At 32.3% G+C, this 16,713-nt stretch carries 16 protein-coding genes; 14 read left to right on the forward strand and 2 right to left on the reverse strand.

Features of this window, described 5'->3' with window-relative positions; translation table 11 throughout:
- Positions 1-11: 11 nt before the first annotated feature.
- The gene (locus tag AC0L5U_RS02840; protein WP_473414568.1) at positions 12-338 is read left to right on the forward strand and encodes a Crp/Fnr family transcriptional regulator; all 327 of its coding nucleotides are present in this window, start codon (positions 12-14) and stop codon (positions 336-338) included.
- 76 nt (positions 339-414) lie between these two features.
- On the opposite strand, the gene AC0L5U_RS02845 is transcribed toward AC0L5U_RS02840, so the two are convergent.
- Both AC0L5U_RS02845 and AC0L5U_RS02850 read right to left on the reverse strand, forming a co-directional pair.
- A complete protein-coding gene (locus AC0L5U_RS02845) occupies positions 415-1,515 on the reverse strand; it encodes a nickel-binding protein (protein WP_473414569.1) in 1,101 nt (366 codons plus the stop codon).
- Positions 1,516-1,597: 82 nt separating this feature from the next.
- The gene (locus AC0L5U_RS02850) at positions 1,598-1,975 is read right to left on the reverse strand and encodes a DUF4242 domain-containing protein (RefSeq protein WP_473414570.1); all 378 of its coding nucleotides are present in this window, start codon (positions 1,973-1,975) and stop codon (positions 1,598-1,600) included.
- A 450-nt stretch (positions 1,976-2,425) separates the two neighbouring features.
- On the opposite strand from AC0L5U_RS02850, the gene AC0L5U_RS02855 reads away from it, so the two are divergent.
- From AC0L5U_RS02855 to AC0L5U_RS02915, 13 genes are all read left to right on the forward strand, one after another.
- Positions 2,426-3,820 carry a CmpA/NrtA family ABC transporter substrate-binding protein gene (locus AC0L5U_RS02855; RefSeq protein WP_473414571.1) on the forward strand — a complete coding sequence of 465 codons (1,395 nt, stop codon included), beginning with the start codon at positions 2,426-2,428 and terminating at the stop codon, positions 3,818-3,820.
- A 129-nt stretch (positions 3,821-3,949) separates the two neighbouring features.
- Positions 3,950-5,056, forward strand: coding sequence for an ABC transporter permease (locus AC0L5U_RS02860; protein ID WP_473414572.1), 1,107 nt, complete (start codon positions 3,950-3,952; stop codon positions 5,054-5,056).
- Positions 5,057-5,137: 81 nt separating this feature from the next.
- Complete coding sequence (locus tag AC0L5U_RS02865) at positions 5,138-5,986, forward strand: ABC transporter ATP-binding protein (RefSeq protein WP_473414573.1); 849 nt, start codon at positions 5,138-5,140, stop codon at positions 5,984-5,986.
- An 8-nt stretch (positions 5,987-5,994) separates the two neighbouring features.
- Positions 5,995-6,822, forward strand: a complete 828-nt coding sequence (locus AC0L5U_RS02870; protein ID WP_109353325.1) for an ABC transporter ATP-binding protein — start codon at positions 5,995-5,997, stop codon at positions 6,820-6,822.
- A gap of 160 nt (positions 6,823-6,982) precedes the next feature.
- Positions 6,983-8,251, forward strand: coding sequence for an alginate export family protein (locus tag AC0L5U_RS02875; protein ID WP_473414574.1), 1,269 nt, complete (start codon positions 6,983-6,985; stop codon positions 8,249-8,251).
- Between the two features lie 228 nt (positions 8,252-8,479).
- On the forward strand, positions 8,480-9,109 hold the full coding sequence (locus tag AC0L5U_RS02880; protein WP_473414575.1) for a carboxypeptidase-like regulatory domain-containing protein: 630 nt from the start codon (positions 8,480-8,482) through the stop codon (positions 9,107-9,109).
- Between the two features lie 25 nt (positions 9,110-9,134).
- Positions 9,135-10,157, forward strand: a complete 1,023-nt coding sequence (locus AC0L5U_RS02885; protein ID WP_473414576.1) for a transglutaminase domain-containing protein — start codon at positions 9,135-9,137, stop codon at positions 10,155-10,157.
- A 61-nt stretch (positions 10,158-10,218) separates the two neighbouring features.
- A complete protein-coding gene (locus tag AC0L5U_RS02890) occupies positions 10,219-11,754 on the forward strand; it encodes a YifB family Mg chelatase-like AAA ATPase (protein WP_473414577.1) in 1,536 nt (511 codons plus the stop codon).
- 19 nt (positions 11,755-11,773) lie between these two features.
- Entirely contained in the window at positions 11,774-12,223 is a 450-nt protein-coding gene (locus AC0L5U_RS02895) for a hypothetical protein (protein WP_473414578.1), read from the forward strand.
- 28 nt (positions 12,224-12,251) lie between these two features.
- A complete protein-coding gene (locus AC0L5U_RS02900; protein WP_473414579.1) occupies positions 12,252-13,349 on the forward strand; it encodes a DUF695 domain-containing protein in 1,098 nt (365 codons plus the stop codon).
- 149 nt (positions 13,350-13,498) lie between these two features.
- The gene (locus AC0L5U_RS02905) at positions 13,499-14,011 is read left to right on the forward strand and encodes a transposase (protein WP_473414580.1); all 513 of its coding nucleotides are present in this window, start codon (positions 13,499-13,501) and stop codon (positions 14,009-14,011) included.
- A complete protein-coding gene (locus AC0L5U_RS02910; RefSeq protein ID WP_473416250.1) occupies positions 13,995-14,135 on the forward strand; it encodes a hypothetical protein in 141 nt (46 codons plus the stop codon). The genes AC0L5U_RS02905 and AC0L5U_RS02910 overlap by 17 nt, the downstream gene beginning before the upstream one ends.
- 984 nt (positions 14,136-15,119) lie before the next feature.
- Positions 15,120-16,529 carry a PEGA domain-containing protein gene (locus AC0L5U_RS02915; RefSeq protein WP_473414581.1) on the forward strand — a complete coding sequence of 470 codons (1,410 nt, stop codon included), beginning with the start codon at positions 15,120-15,122 and terminating at the stop codon, positions 16,527-16,529.
- Positions 16,530-16,713: the final 184 nt, after the last annotated feature.

Consider the following 16,713-nt stretch of genomic DNA (forward strand, 5'->3'; position numbering starts at 1 on the left):
TGCAAGATTCTATGTTATGTTATTTTTCAAAAGAAAACCTACAAAAGGAATTACTTAATAATTCACAGTTTTCATACGATATGATGCTGTTTTATGCCAATGAATTAAACCGAAGTGAAAACAAGGTAAAATCTATTTCACAAATGACGGTTCGCGAACGTGTTATAGATTCCTTATTATATCTACACCGAAAGTTTGGAGACCTTAAAGGCTTTATCGACCTGACTTTAAGTAGGCGCGAATATGCCGATTATGCAGGTACCACAGAAGAGCAAGTTATTCGTGTGTTTTCAGCACTCAAAAAGGAAAATCTAATAACGGCTCAAGGAAAAAAATAGGTATTAATAACGTGCAACTCCTTAAACAAGAAATAAACGATCATAACTACTTCTTAGATAGTTAATTGTGTTTTGTTTATGTAGATTTTAGCCTAATATAATTCGAAGGTAAAATCCCGTATGCATCTTGAAAACATTTAGAAAAATAAGTTGGACTACTAAATCCCGTTTGATAAGCTATTTCAGAAATATTTAGCGCTTCTTTATCTAATAATTCAATAGCCATATTCAATCTATAATGTTTTAAAAAACTATTTGGAGAAACACCTACTGTAGCCATAATAGTTCTATATAATTTCGATTTACTATACCCTAGGTTTTTTTGAAAATCTCTAACGTTTATATTTGAATTTGACCATACGCTTTCAGTATATTCAAATAATTGTAATAGAAACATCTCTTTTTGAGAGTTAATATCATTGAATATGCTGCTGGAGTCTATTGTAATTTGTCGATTTTCACTTTCATACAAATCCTTAACTTCACTTGTAATTGTGATTTTATCATTTGAAATATATGATAAATAATTAGCTTTCTTTATGGTATCTTCAAAGATACTTTCTTTATTAGTTACAGGTATTCCGGCACTAATGCCAATTTGAAATTGCAAATCAGGTGTAATTACGCAGTTATAAATTTCTTCAATTTCAAGAGCGCTTTTAATAGCATTTGTAACTGATTCAAAAGACATTAAATACGTATTTGCTTTTTCTTTTACAATACGCCCTTTATGCTTACTAGTTATATTGGTAATAGATTTATTGTATCCACGAATAGCAGCATTTAAAGTTTCGTAGCCTTCCTTCCTTAATTTTTTCTTTTTTACAGTAACCACCATTAATGTTCTAAATGCAGGATCATTTATGATATTAAGTTTTGTGTTTTGCGATTTTTTTGGGTCTTTAATTCTGCCTAAAAAAGACTCTACTATAGTGTCATTTACTTCAATAATTCGTTGCGGAACTGCGCCATGTGCTTTTTGATGTAAATCTATAATGGCTTGTTCATTTGGAGCTTCAATTAAGCAAAAGGCGGTTTGTCTTAGTTCATCACACCAATAAGTTAATCCGCGACAATTATATTTATGCTCAATTTTTAAATCTGCCTGATGCATCTCTGCAACATGAGCTGCGGTAACCCCTTCAGGCAAATCATGAAAGTCCATATATATTGGCATAATCTCTTTTTTGTAAGATACTAATTTAAATAAACAAGAAACCATTATAATTTTGATAGCATCTTGTTTATTAAGTTTTAAATTATAATTCAGCTGTTACTGGGCTAATTATTGTTGCAACTTCACTTATTGAATTTGCAGGGAAATTGCCTTTTTTGGCATGTTCTTCAATTAATTCTTTGTTCTCTGCTTTGTAAACACAATACACTTTATCACCAGTAACATAACTGTGTTGCCATTCAATTATTGATCCCATTTCTTTTAAAACTGAACACGATGTTTCAGAGATTCCTTTTAGTTGTTCTGCTGTTAAGTCTCCAGCTCCTGGGATTATACGTTCAATTACATAAGTTTTCATTGTGGTATTGGTTTTAATTATGGATTGGTTTTCTTTTTGTTGTGCTTGTGTATAATTAAGAGCAAAAACAAATAGGACTAAAATTAATTTGATTGTTTTCATAATAAATGATTTAAATTATTAATACCTCAAAACTAAAACAGTTTATAATCAATCAATTATGCTTTTAGTCCAAAAAATCACAATTTTGGTTCAATACAATTTTTTTATACTGGGAATTAAATCATACGGTGTTTAATAGAATGAACTTTATTGATTCTTAAACTATTCATTTCAGCTAAACTTTTTTATAATAATTGGCATGATTCAAATTATAACTCATTTTACGTATTAATTTAATGAGTAATAAGTATTCCTGTGAAGTTACTTAAGTAATTCTAAAAATCATATTTACAATGGATTAAAAAGAATACCTGCTAAAAAGCAGGTTTTTTTATGGATTAAAAAGAGGTTTAAACATGGAAGTTTCCATGATTAAAAATTAAAACTACGTATATATTTGCATCATATAAGTATAATTACTTAGTTTAATTTTAAAACTCATATATAAAAATGAAGACTCTATTAAAAAGAACAACTTGGATTTTACCCGTAGCTGTATTACTATTTGCTTGCGGTGGTAAAGACAAAAAGAAAGAAGTAGCCGAAGTTGCGGTTGCAGAAACATCTAAAACTAAAACCTTAGACATTGAAAAACCACAATTAACTTTTGGTTTTATCAAATTAACAGATATGGCACCTTTAGCCATTGCAAAAGAAAAAGGCTTTTTTGAAGATGAAGGTTTATTTGTTTCTGTTGAAGCACAATCAAACTGGAAAAACGTATTAGACCGTGTCATTGATGGTCAATTAGATGGTTCACACATGTTAGCGGGTCAACCTATTGCTGCAGGAGCAGGTTTTGGTCGTCAAGCAGATTTAGTAACACCATTCTCTATGGATTTAAATGGTAATGGTATTACAGTATCAAACGATGTGTGGTCTAAAATGAAACCAAACGTACCAAAAGGTGCTGATGGTAAACCTATCCACCCAATTAAAGCAGAAGCATTAAAACCAGTAATTACTGAATATAAAAATGCTGGTAAAGCTTTTAAAATGGGTATGGTATTCCCAGTTTCTACTCATAACTATGAAATAAGATATTGGTTAGCTGCAGCAGGCATCCACCCAGGAATGTACACAGCAGATAACGTGCAAGGACAAATTGATGCAGAGGTTTTATTATCTGTAACGCCTCCGCCACAAATGCCAGCAACGCTTGAAGCAGGTACTATTTACGGGTACTGTGTTGGTGAGCCTTGGAATCAGCAAGCCGTATTTAAAGGTATTGGTGTCCCAGTTACTACCAACTATGATATCTGGAAAAATAACCCAGAAAAAGTATTTGTAATGACAAAGAAATTTGTTGAAGATTATCCAAATACTGCCGTTGCTGTTACTAAAGCATTAATTAGAGCAGGGAAGTGGCTAGATGAACCAAGTAACAGAGCAGAGGCTGTAAAAATATTAGCTATGTCACAGTATGTTGGTGCTCCAGAAGCTGTATTAGCAAACTCTATGACGGGTACGTTTGAATTTGAAAAAGGAGATAAAAGAGACATGCCAGATTTCAATGTGTTCTATAAGTATAACGCAACTTATCCTTTCTATTCTGATGGTATTTGGTTTTTAACGCAAATGAGACGTTGGGGTCAAATTCCTGAAGCTAAACCAGCAGATTGGTATGCAAATACTATTAAAGATATCTACAGACCAGATATCTGGACAAAAGCTGCAAAATTATTAGTTGAGGAAGGTAATATTCCAGCTGGAGATATTCCAACAACAGATGGTTACAAACCTGCAACTGCTGATTTTATTGATGGAACAACGTACGATGCTAAAGATCCGATTGCATATATAAACAGTTTTAAAATTGGTAATAAGGATAAGGCTGTACAGTAATATTATTTGTCATTCCGATGAAGTATGAGGAGGAATCTCATTACTTATGAGATTTCTCGTCACTCGTACCTCGCTCTGTCGAAATGACGAACAATTAACTATAGTTTTTTAACACTAAACGAGATAACGATGAAGCAAAGTATAACATTAGGAAAAGTAACCAAATTTATGGGACTAGGCTTTTTAAGCACTTTTAAAGACCTATTTACAGGGAAGCTAGAAAAGGAAGATTTTAAAAACTTTCTGCGTAAGGTAGTCGTGCCAATTGCTTCCATTTTATTATTTATTGGCTTATGGCATATGGGCTCTCAGAGTTTGTATAATATAGAAGCCGAATTTAAAATTGAAAAAGCATTAAATGATCAAGGACCTGCAGCAGCAGAAGCATTACGCGCTTGTATTGCATCTGGAGATTCTAGTTGCCAACCAAATACGTTGCCATCGCCAAGTCAGGTTTGGGGCTCTTTTGAGTCGTTATTAAGAGACCATGCTTTAATTAGTGCGGATAAAGCAGCTTTTATTGAAAAGACTGCTGCTTTAAATGAAAAACGTTTAGCGGAAGGTAAAGATGCGATTACTTATACTGGAAGACCATCGTTTGTTGATCAGATTTTTAGAAGTTTAAAAACGGTTTTTGCTGGATTTTTATTGGCATTATTTATTGCGGTGCCTTTAGGGATTTTTATAGGATTGAGTCCGACGTTAAAGAGTTCGTTCAATTGGTTTATTCAGATTTTTAAACCGGTATCGCCAGTAGTTTGGTACTTATTGGTGTTTATGATTGTGAAAACATTGTTGATAGATTCTAGCGAAGATAGCTCGTTTACCATCTCTTTTATTAGTGTGGGATTATGTTCTATGTGGGCAACTTTAGTGAATACTGCTATGGGTGTTTCTAGTGTAGATAAAGATTATATAAATGTTGCCAAGGTTTTAAAACTTGGAAATTTTCAAAAGATATTTAAAGTGGTATTACCATCGTCTTTACCATTAATTTTTACGGGTTTAAAAATCACATTATCTGTAGCGTGGATGGTTTTAATTGCGATTGAACTTTTAGCACAGAGTCCTGGTTTAGGATTGTTTGTTTGGGAGGAATTCCAGAATGGCGCAAACGACTCTAATGCGAAAATTATTGTTGCCATGTTTGTTATTGGTATCATTGGTTTCTTGTTAGATAGATTGATGTTAACGATTCAGAACTGGGTAAGTTTTGATAAGACGGATGCGATATAATAAATATGTGGATTTGTTTAAATGTTTAATCGTGTATTCGAATAAACACATCAACAAATAAACAGTTAAACAAAAAAGAAGATGGCATACTTAGAATTAAATAATATTTATAAAACGTACGGACAAGGCGGGAATGAAACCGAGGTGTTGTCGAACATTAATTTGCAGATTGAAGAGGGCGAGTTTGTGGCGATTGTTGGGTTTACGGGGAGTGGAAAAACGACTTTAGTGAACTTGATTAATGGTTTACTTGAACCGACTTCGGGCGAAGTGTTGTTTAAAGGCGAACCTGTGCAGGGGACGAGCCATGAACGTGGTGTGATTTTTCAGAATTACTCGTTGTTGCCTTGGTTAACCGTGGGGCAAAATGTTTATATGGCGGTGAAGGAGGCGTTTCCGAAGAAGAGTAAAAAGGAACTTAACGCTATTGTTGCCGAGTATGTGGAAATGGTAAGTTTGACGCCTGCTATTAATAAACGCCCGAAGGAATTATCGGGTGGGATGCGCCAACGTGTGGCTGTTGCTCGTGCTTTAGCCATGAAACCTGAAATGATTATTATGGACGAGCCACTTGGAGCTTTGGATGCTTTAACACGTGGTAATCTGCAAGATGAAATTTTGAACATTTGGGGAAAAGAGAAACGTACGGCATTATTGATTACTAATGATGTGGATGAGGGAATTTATATGGCAGATCGTATTATCCCGTTGCGTCCAGGACCAAATGCAACTCTGGGTCCTGAATTTAAAATTGATATTGAGCGCCCGCGTGATAAAACTGAAATGAACGATAATGAGAATTTTAAGGAAACACGAAATGCGATTATCGAATATTTGATGGATATAGGAAATGAGCGAAAATCTCAGGCTAAAGAAGAATATGTGCTTCCGGAATTGACTCCGAAAGATTTTGTTAACCGATTTAAATAAGCATCAAGATGAGCACTATAATTGAAAATAAAACAAAAATTATTACTGAAGCGAGTGGTTTCCCATCTAGAGATGTGATGCTGGATTTAAAGGATTTAAAGAAAGTATACCCAACACCAAAAGGTGATTATGTGGTACTTGAGGATTTGAATCTTCAAATACGTAAAGAGGAATTTGTGACTATTATTGGGCATTCGGGTTGTGGTAAAACAACCATGCTCTCTATGATTGCGGGATTGAATCCGATTTCGGGAGGTAATATTTCGGTTCTTGGAAAACATATAAAAGGCCCAGGACCAGATAGAGGTGTGATTTTTCAAGCGCCTAGTTTAATGCCTTGGATGACGGCATTACAAAACGTAATGTTGGGTGTAAATCAAGTATTCCCAGATGCTACAAAAGGACAACGTAACGACATTGCTAAATACTATTTACAAAAAGTAGGTTTAGAGGATGCTTTTAATAAGCGTGCTTCGGAATTATCTCAAGGGATGCAACAGCGTGTTGGTATTGCTAGAGCCTTTGCTATAAAACCAAAGGTATTATTGTTGGATGAGCCTTTCGGGATGTTAGATTCTTTAACACGAGGCGAACTTCAAGATATTTTAATAGAAATCTGGAATAAAGAAAAAATTACAGCGGTAATGATTACTCACGATGTGGATGAGGCTATATTTTTAGCGGATCGTGTGGTGATGATGACTAGCGGCCCTCGAGCTAAAATTGGTGATGTTCTTGATATAGATTTTGAAAGACCAAGAACTCGTAAAGCGGTTTTAGAACACGACGATTACTACAAATACAGAAAACATTTAATTGACTTTTTAGAGCACTAATTAATAAAGAAGATATAAATGTCTTATTAGGTTATGAAATATGAGAAATGTCATAATCTCAGGATAACCACAACCATATATTTGCATTACAAAATCATAAAATTACAATTAAAAATAATAAAATAACTAATAGTAAATCAAACTTAAAAACAAGTAAAGAATGAAAAAACAATATGTATTAATAGGCTTGATGGCATTGATGATTCAATTTGCACAAGCGCAGTTTACTCTAGAAGGCGAATTTAGACCACGATCAGAATACTTTGGAAACGGTGGTAATTTTACAGGAGGATCTTTTCCTGCACAAACAGCAACAGATGCTGATGAAGGTTTTATAAGAACAACGGTAAGAGCAGCTTTAAAAGCTAAATATAAAGCAGAAACGTATACTGTGTTTACGAGCTTCCAAGAAGTATTTGCTTTTGGTGATAGACCGCAAATTGCTACTGCTGGAAACGGGAATTTTAGAGTTCAAGAAGCTTGGGCTGATTTAAAATTAGGTGAGTTTTCAAGTTTAAAATTAGGGCGTCAACCGTTATCTTATGATGATCAAAGAATCCTTGGTGGACTAGGATGGGCGCAACAAGCAAGAACACATGATGCGGCAGTTTATAAATACAAGAAAAATAAATTTAGCTTAGATTTAGGTGGTGCTTTAAACACTACTACAGATGAAATCTACAATACAGCTAACTTGTTTTCTTACAGAGATATGGTATTTGCAAGAGCAAATAGTAAAGGCGAGAAATTCAATATTTCTTTCTTAGCGTTAGTTAATACCTTTCAAAATGGAGGCGATAACAATCCAGTAACGCCACCTACTACAGATAGAAAAGCAACGTTGCTTACAACAGGTGTGCACGCAGGTTACAAAGTAGGTAGTTTAGCATTAACTGCAAATGTATTTCTTCAAGAAGGAGAAAGAGTAGGAGGAGTAGATGTTAAAGGAGCGCTTTTAGCTAGTATACTTGCTAAGTACAAAGTTTCTGATAAATTAACTTTAGGAGCTGGTTATGAGTCTATTTCTGGTAGAAAAGATGATTCGGCTGCGTTTTTCCCATTATATGGAACTAACCACGCTTTTAATGGTTTAATTGATAGATTTTATGTTGGTAACCATGCTAATGCTGGAGGGTTAAATGATTTACAATTATCTCTTGCTACTAAAATCTCTGGTTTAGCGGTTAGTTTAACAGGTCATATCTTTAGTGAAGTTGAAGATGTTGATGGTTTTGATGGTAAAGAATTAGGCACAGAAATAGATTTAGTTATCGCTAAAAAATTCAAAGAATTTAAGTTAGTTGGTGGGTATTCTCACTTCTTTGAGCCAAGTGAAATCGCAGATATTCCAGGAGTAAAAAGTACTCAAAATTGGGCTTGGGCGATGTTAATTATTCAGCCTAAGTTTTTGAATACAGCTACTAAATAATATTAAACTTTTTTAATAAGTGAATTGGAAATAATTTTCATAATATAAAAGTGTTAATTAGTTTGATATTCCAGTTTACGAATCCCGCTTTGGCGGGATTCTTTTTTTACTTAAATTATATCACTATTGTAAAACGGTTGTTTACTCATTCAAAAGTGTAGTTAACTAAATGTAAGTAGTTTGTTCTTGATGTTCTATTTAGTTTCGAGATATCTAAAAACAAAAATCATGGAACAAAAATTCAATCTTACAATTAGTAAACCGTGCTCAGAAAAATTCAGTCAGTTTAATAAAACTAAAGCTGGCGGATTCTGTAACTCATGTCAAAAAGAAGTCGTTGACTTTAGGCAAAAGAGTGATGAACAAGTGATCAATTATTTAAATAAAAAAGAAAAAAACATTTGTGGGTATTTTAAAGCTCCTCAATTAAACAGAACTATGAAACATTCAAACTTTAAAAATCAGCATAAATTAAGATTTTTACGAATTGCAGCGGTAGCTATTTTGTCCTTAACGTATTTACATGGTATTCAAGCACAAGATAAAGCTACAAAGTCAGAAATTGTTCAAGATAATTCTTTAACAGGGTTGGTTATGGATGAAACTGGGCCACTTCCTGGAGCTAACATTACATTAAAAGGTTCTAAAATAGGAACGACTACAGATTTTAATGGTAAGTTTAAATTCCCAAAAATTCTAAAAGAAGGCGATGTAATCCTGATAAGTTTTATAGGTTACGAAACTCAAAAAATCGTTATTAAAAAAGGTCAAAAGTATTTAAAGGTTGAATTGGGGAGCGATGATATTGCACTTATGGGAGAAGTTGAAGTGAATCAAGTATATAAGTCTAAGCACTAATAAGATATTTTCAATCTTTATGAAGTTGTTATTTATAATAGTATTTCTAGTATTAAGTTTTGAAATTAATGCTCAAAAATCTGATTTTAAGCATATCGATTTTGAAAAAGCAGATAGCATTGCAAACTCCTATAGTAGTGCTTCATTAAGAAATATGCCACTCTTAGTACATCAACTTACAAACAACTTAAACACCCAAGTAGAACAGTTTAGAGCTATTCATACTTGGGTGTGCTTAAATATAGAAAGTGATCATTATTTTAGTGAAACCACACTTAAAAAGCGCAGAAAACTACATCAAGATACAATTGCGCTAAACAATTGGAATTCTAAAGTGCAAAAGCGGGTATTTCGTAGATTGGTAAATGATAAAAAAACACTTTGCTCTGGTTATGCATATGTTGTTAAAGCCTTAGCTAGTATTGCAGACATAGAATGTGAAACAGTAGATGGTTATGCACGAACTGTGAGAACTAACTCAGATAAAGTAGACTTCCCAAACCACTCTTGGAATGTTGTAAAACTAAATGGCAAATGGTATTTTGTTGACACTACACAAGCTAGTGTTTTTTATAATTTAGATGACCATGAGTTTGTCAAGAATTATAATGATGGTTATTTTTTAGCTGAACCCGAATTGTTTGCCAAAAACCATTTTCCGTTAGATAAAAAATGGTTGTTTTTAAAACATGAAACCTCTTTAGATGAATTTGTAAGTGCTCCAATTATTTATGGAAGTACTTATAAATATGGTGTTAGTCCTCAAACTCCAAATAAATTAGTAACTAGGATTATTACTGGTAATGAAGTAGTTTTTCAATTTAAGTTACTGGATGAAAAAATTTTGAATGACATAAGCCTTGTGCTAACTAGTGGTTTAAAATATAAAAAGATAAAGCCAACGTTAACCAATTTTAAAAATGGCATTCTAGAATTAAAATATTGTTTTGAGAAAAAAGGGCAGTACGATGTGCATGCTAAAGTTGAAAAAGATATTTTAGTCTCGTATACTGTAATTGTTGAAAAAGATGATAAAGATAACTTGTAGGTTATCAAAATCATTTTCAATTCCAAATACATTTCTTACATTTAAGCATTAAACAGAATATATGCTTAAAAAAGTTTTTGCAAGTGCCGTGTTTGGTGTGGAAGCTTCAACGGTTACTGTTGAAGTAAATGTTGACAAAGGTGTTGGTTACCATCTTGTAGGTTTACCAGACAATGCCATTAAGGAAAGTAATTTTAGAATCGCTGCTGCACTTCAGAATAACGGTTATAAAATCCCAGGAAAGAAGATTATTATAAATATGTCGCCCGCAGATTTGCGCAAAGAAGGTTCTGCATACGATTTAACTTTAGCTATCGGAATTTTGGCCTCCACAAGTCAAATTAAAGCCGAAGATTTAGATCAATATTTAATCATGGGAGAGCTTTCATTAGATGGAAGTTTACAACCCATAAAAGGTGCATTACCAATTGCGGTTAAGGCTAGGGAAGAAGGTTTTAAAGGATTTATCCTGCCTGCAGAAAATGCTAAAGAAGCTGCTATAGTTGATAACCTAGAGGTTTACGGTGTAGAAAATATCGAACAGGTTATCAATTATTTTGATAGAGGAGAACCTCTAGAGCAAACCATCATAAACACTAGAGAAGAATTTGAAAAGAGTTTGGATTTCCCAGAGTTTGATTTTTCTGATGTAAAAGGACAAGAAGGTATAAAACGTTGTATGGAAATTGCAGCGGCTGGCGGGCATAACATTATTTTAATAGGCCCACCAGGAGCTGGAAAAACCATGTTAGCGAAACGCTTACCAAGTATTCTACCACCAATGACACTTCATGAAGCCCTAGAAACCACTAAAATACATTCCGTTGTTGGTCGAGTTAAAGATTCGGGGTTGATGGCACAACGTCCGTTTAGGAGCCCTCACCATACAATTTCGAATGTGGCTTTAGTAGGAGGCGGTAGTTATCCGCAACCTGGAGAAATTTCTATGTCGCATAATGGCGTTTTGTTTTTAGATGAATTACCCGAATTTAAGCGAGAAGTTTTAGAAGTAATGCGTCAGCCATTAGAAGATAGAGAAGTCACGATTTCCAGAGCAAAGTTCACGGTAACCTATCCATCATCGTTTATGTTAGTGGCGAGTATGAATCCGAGTCCGAGTGGTTATTTTAATGATCCAGATGCGCCTGTAACCTCAAGTCCTGCAGAAATGCAACGCTATTTAAGTAAAGTTTCTGGGCCGCTGTTGGATCGCATTGATATTCATATTGAAGTGACGCCTGTACCTTTTGAAAAGTTATCTGATGATAGAAAAGGAGAGACCTCTGTTGAAATTAGAAAACGTGTGACTAAGGCTAGAGCAATTCAAACCAAACGTTTTGAAGGTTCTGATGCGGTGCATTATAATGCCCAAATGAATGTGAAACAAATTCGGAAACATTGTATTTTGGATGATGCTTCTAAACAACTTTTAAAAACCGCCATGGAACGTTTGAATTTATCGGCTCGTGCTTATGATCGAATTTTGAAAGTTTCAAGAACTATTGCCGATTTGGAAGGTGTTGCAGAGGTAAATGGTTCTCATATTAGTGAGGCTATTCAATACAGAAGTTTAGATCGTGAGGGGTGGTTGGGATAGGATAAAATTAAGATGAATTATGAAAATAAAGGATGAACAAAAGATTGATGTAGTAAAGTATAGACATCAAGATCAGTCTCTCTTGTCTCAAAAATTGATTGATATTGATTTGAAAATATTTTTTGGATTTATTACAATTCAGCTTTTATTAGGTGGGTTTTTAATTAAAGAAAAAGAATCTATTGAGCTAATCGAAAGTATTGGAATTGCTATTGTTGATATTGTTTTTGCTATAGTTTGCCTTATTTTTTTATTGTACAATACCAAACGAAGAGTAGAAGTTATTGAAACAATAAAAAACTGTAATGAAGTTTTGCATTTTAACGATAGTAATTATTTTAAAGAAGGAATCATTTTAAATGGTCAGTCAAAAATTAAGAAGCATAGTTATATTTATGGTTATTATATTGGGGTAATAGGAACAACAATTGGAATTTTAATTATGATTACTTCTAATTTGATAAAATAAGTATACAGTAATAAAAAAATAGACCATAATGAGCATATTAAAAAGGTTGTTTTCTAAAGAAAAGGTTAAGCCTATAAGTAGTTATAAAGATTTTTGGGAATGGTTTACTGAAAATGAAAGCAAGTTTTATAAAGTCATTAAAAACCAAGGTAATGTCCAAAAGGTGTTTTTTGAGAAGTTATCGTTCAGTTTAGATCAAATTAGAGAAGGCTATTGGTTTCTGGTAGGAATGTATGATGAAAATACAGCTGAATTGATTTTAACTGCTGATGGAAATCTAAAAAATATTGTTTTTGTTGAAGAATTGGTTGCTGCAGCTCCAAAAATTGATAGATGGAAATTTACAGCATTAAAACCAGAGTCTAGTTCTGGAGTATCATGTATAGAAATGGCTGGGTACAAGTTTGATGAAAATACCATGAGTTTTTATGAAAATACTCTTAAAGATTATCCTGATGAAGTAGATATCACTATTACTCATAAAGACTTAACAGATGAAAACAAACAAGATATTATAAATGGTGCCTTTCTTTTATTAGATAATACGATAGGAGAACTTAGGTCTGTAACCGCTATTGATAACGTAGATTTTGTAAATTCTGAAAACACTAAAAATGAACTAGTATCTCTAGATAAATTGAAAGATTTTTTAATTTGGAGAGAGAAAGAATTTATTGAAAAGTATGAAGGCGTAAGATATAATACAGAAAATGATGCTTACTCTAGCATGGAAGCAACCCTAAATAATGGATTGCCATTACTAGCCATAATAAATACTGATTTATTGGAGTGGGATAGTAAGGCTTCCCATCCATGGATAGCAGAATTAATTGTAAAGTATGATGGATCAAATTCTAATGGAATGCCCAATTCCGAGGATTATGAACTATTAAATGTTATTGAAGATGAAATAATGCTAGATTTGAAAGATTCAGAAGGCTATCTAAATATAGGAAGACAAACTGCCGATTCCGTCAGGACTATTTATTTTGCTTGCAAAGATTTTAGAAAACCAGCTAAGGTTTTCGATACTTTGAAGTCAAAGTATAAAAATAAAATTGACATACATTTTGATATTTATAAAGATAAATATTGGAGATCTCTTGAGAGGTTTAGACCACGTTAATCTTGCGATGTTTGTCCATTTAGCTAGCGCTCGTTTGTAACGAGTGCCGTCAAAGATTTTGATTATAAAAACTAGCTTAATATTCTGTTTTAAAATACTTAAGTATGTGTAGAAAGTATAAATTCCATAACAAATAAGGGTTATATTTTGTGAGTTTTGCTACTGTATATTGGATAGACGTTTTTACAAGGCAAATTTATTTTGATGTATTAGCTGAAAGTATAGCATATTGTAGAGCAGAAAAAGGATTGGAGCTATATTGTAATTGTATCATGCCAAATCATATGCATTTTATTTTTAGGTCTAGTAAAGAACAGCCAATGGAATTATTGAGAGATTTTAAAAAACATACTGCTAAAAAAGTTATTGAAGCCATAGAAAATAATCCACAAGAAAGTAGAAAAGAATGGTTGTTATGGATGTTAAAACGAGCTGGTAAAAAAACAGAAAATGTTAGTAAATATCAATTTTGGCAACATCACAACAATCCAATAGAGTTATGGAGTACAGATGTTATAAAGCAAAAAATAGAATATATTCATAATAACCCTGTTGATAGTGGTTTTGTTACAAATGCTGTAGATTGGAAATACTCAAGTGCTAGAAACTTTCAAGATGATGATAGCGTTTTAGAGATTGATGATATTGGGTTTATTGGTTGACGGCACTCGTTACAAACGAGTGCTAGCTGGGGAGGCTTTAGAGCAAACCATAATCAATACCAGAGAAGAGTTTGAAAAGAATTTAGACTTTCCAGAGTTTGATTTTTCTGATGTAAAAGGGTAGTAAGTTATATTTTTAAACCTTTGTTTTTGAGAAGCTTGTAGTTATTTGATGTTAAAACGTACAACAATTACTTTAAAACTTCTTGGATTATTACGTGATAAGAGTTAATTGTTCTGCTAATTCTATCTACGCATCTATGAAAATTTTGCATAACCATATATCCACCAACTCTAATTTCTATACTAATTCTAGTCGCTAGGTTTTCAGATACGTTAGGACTGCACATTTTTACGACATGTTCCATTACATATCATCTATATCTGTTTATATTAGTTTAAATCTGTGCATCTTCATCTATATCTGTATATATTAGTTTATATCTGTTTATATTAGTATATATTTGTATATATTTGTATATAATTTGTATTTACATTGTATGTATTTAGTATGTATATAGTCTATACAAAAATACCCCACCTAATTAATAAGTGGGGAATGATTGAAACATTTGATGTTTCGGTCTTGTATTACTTTTAATTGCTGGTATTATCTTAGCCTGTAAACTAAAGCGATAGTACTAACAACGTAAAAAATAATAGCTGCAATCCAAAAAACGGTTTGCAGTTTTTTTTGTTCTCGACTTTCATCTTATAACAAATCTATTTTAAATTAAACATTCATTTTATGTTGTAACCTAATTAGTTACAAATTAAGACCTCAAAGCCTGTTTTCAAAGTTAGGTATTAATAATACTTGTTTAAAACGTAGTTATTAACAGTTGTAAACATAAAAACTGTTAATATTTATGCATATTTGTTAGTAAATATGCATCCCTAAATTTTATGATATTGCAAAGAACGGAACTTAATTCCGTTTTAAAAATTATGTTAATTTATTTATTATGCTAAATTTAGGCTATACTTCTAATTTAGTACATCAACCGAACATTTATAGATGATTGTATAAAACGAAGTGGAACTTTGACTTATGAATTCTTGTGTGTATATTTGGATAAAGCGTTTTAATATTAGTATTCTTTCAAATATGAAATTTAGAAATATTATATTTTTTATTATTCTATTTAGTTTATGTTTTAGAATAAATAGCCAAGAGTTTATTACAAAATGGACATTACCAATTATACCAATCAGTATATCTTATGGTACTGATAGCGGATGGAGAATAGGATTTGAACCGCGGGTCGTAACACCAATAGGTACTTTTTCGGCAGGATACTCACATGGCTTAGATAATAGTCGAGAATTTCGTGAAGAATTTTATCGAAAATATAATATCAAAAGAAACGACTTAATTGTTGTAATTAGAAATTCACGTATAGAGAAAGATTATTATTATCTAGTAAAAGACGGACAAAGTATTGCCGTAAAGACATTTGGAGAAGCAGAATTCAAAATTACCAATAATAAGATAACAATCGATTTAGACAAAGCATCAAATTATGAAATAGTTTTCAATAAATTAAACAGTAATGAACGAATAAAGTTTTCCTCAATTAAAGAGGTGGAGTTCAGTTCTACTCCAATTGGAGCTTTAGTTTATGTTGACAATAAACTGGCAGGAGTGACACCAGTAAAATTAGAAGTAGCGGGAGAGCATAATATTAGGTTACAGAGTAACCCTAATTATCGTGATTATGTTACAACAATAAATTCTCTAGACAAACAAAATAAGTATGATTTTAAAATGGAATCAATATTACCAAAATTGACCATTGAATCCGACCTTTTAAATGTTAATTTACGCTTAAATTCTAAGCCAATTGGACATACTCCACAGTCATTGTTTTTAAGCCCTTCAAAATATAGAATTAAAGCTTTTAAGAAAGGTTATAGGAAAACTAAAGAGTATGTTATCCTTAGGAAAGACGAAAAGATAAATTTAGATTTAAAGAAGAAGAATATTTTCGCTGGTGGAATAAATTATAGCAATAATCAATTAATTGGTTATGAGGTTGGTCTTAAAGGGATAAAAGGTTTTGATAAAATTTATTTTAGTTTATCTGGTTCTTCTGGTAAATTTGATGTTAATAATAAACTTAAAGAAGTCTTTATAAATTCTTCGGAGCGAACTGAATACGTAGACACTCGTAAATTATTTTTAAAAGAATCAAAAAACTATATGATAAAAATTGGTATTCCAATTATTAATCAAACTCTATTTACTTCTTTTGGATTTGGTAATGGAAAAGACAGATATAGGAAGATATTTGAGGTTCAGGAAACAAATACATCAGAATTAGACATTGGAGATCAATTTATTATTGATTACCAAATTAACCTGCCAAATGAAGTGGATGACAATGATGAAGTATTGTATTCGGTTGGATTATTATATGATGCACGTATTTTAATCTTTACTGCTGATTATCAGCTTAACTCAAATTCTAGCTTAAAATATAATTTTGGGGTTTTAATAAACCTATTAGGGTTTTAATCTATTATTTGTGGTGTCAAAAGATTTCCTGAAATAACCTATAGTATTTGATGGGGACGTTCAAAAAAAACGGCTTGTAGGGGGCTTCTATTTTGAATGATGGATATAGATTCAATACCTCTCATAATTTTTAGAACTGTAGACCCATAAAAAAACCTATATTTTCATTTTATAAAAACAGGCA

The sequence above is a fragment of the Jejuia sp. G7-7 genome (genome assembly GCF_055808955.1).

Bases quoted from the DNA above. Each gene is read 5' to 3' on its own strand.
- AC0L5U_RS02840 (WP_473414568.1), top strand. From the start codon at position 12: ATGTTATGTTATTTTTCAAAAGAAAACCTACAAAAGGAATTACTTAAT.
- AC0L5U_RS02845 (WP_473414569.1), bottom strand. From the start codon at position 1,515: ATGCCAATATATATGGACTTTCATGATTTGCCTGAAGGGGTTACCGCA.
- AC0L5U_RS02875 (WP_473414574.1), top strand. From the start codon at position 6,983: ATGAAAAAACAATATGTATTAATAGGCTTGATGGCATTGATGATTCAA.
- AC0L5U_RS02870 (WP_109353325.1), top strand. From the start codon at position 5,995: ATGAGCACTATAATTGAAAATAAAACAAAAATTATTACTGAAGCGAGT.
- AC0L5U_RS02860 (WP_473414572.1), top strand. From the start codon at position 3,950: ATGAAGCAAAGTATAACATTAGGAAAAGTAACCAAATTTATGGGACTA.
- AC0L5U_RS02855 (WP_473414571.1), top strand. From the start codon at position 2,426: ATGAAGACTCTATTAAAAAGAACAACTTGGATTTTACCCGTAGCTGTA.
- AC0L5U_RS02865 (WP_473414573.1), top strand. From the start codon at position 5,138: ATGGCATACTTAGAATTAAATAATATTTATAAAACGTACGGACAAGGC.
- AC0L5U_RS02890 (WP_473414577.1), top strand. From the start codon at position 10,219: ATGCTTAAAAAAGTTTTTGCAAGTGCCGTGTTTGGTGTGGAAGCTTCA.
- AC0L5U_RS02915 (WP_473414581.1), top strand. From the start codon at position 15,120: ATGAAATTTAGAAATATTATATTTTTTATTATTCTATTTAGTTTATGT.
- AC0L5U_RS02900 (WP_473414579.1), top strand. From the start codon at position 12,252: ATGAGCATATTAAAAAGGTTGTTTTCTAAAGAAAAGGTTAAGCCTATA.
- AC0L5U_RS02880 (WP_473414575.1), top strand. From the start codon at position 8,480: ATGGAACAAAAATTCAATCTTACAATTAGTAAACCGTGCTCAGAAAAA.
- AC0L5U_RS02850 (WP_473414570.1), bottom strand. From the start codon at position 1,975: ATGAAAACAATCAAATTAATTTTAGTCCTATTTGTTTTTGCTCTTAAT.
- AC0L5U_RS02895 (WP_473414578.1), top strand. From the start codon at position 11,774: ATGAAAATAAAGGATGAACAAAAGATTGATGTAGTAAAGTATAGACAT.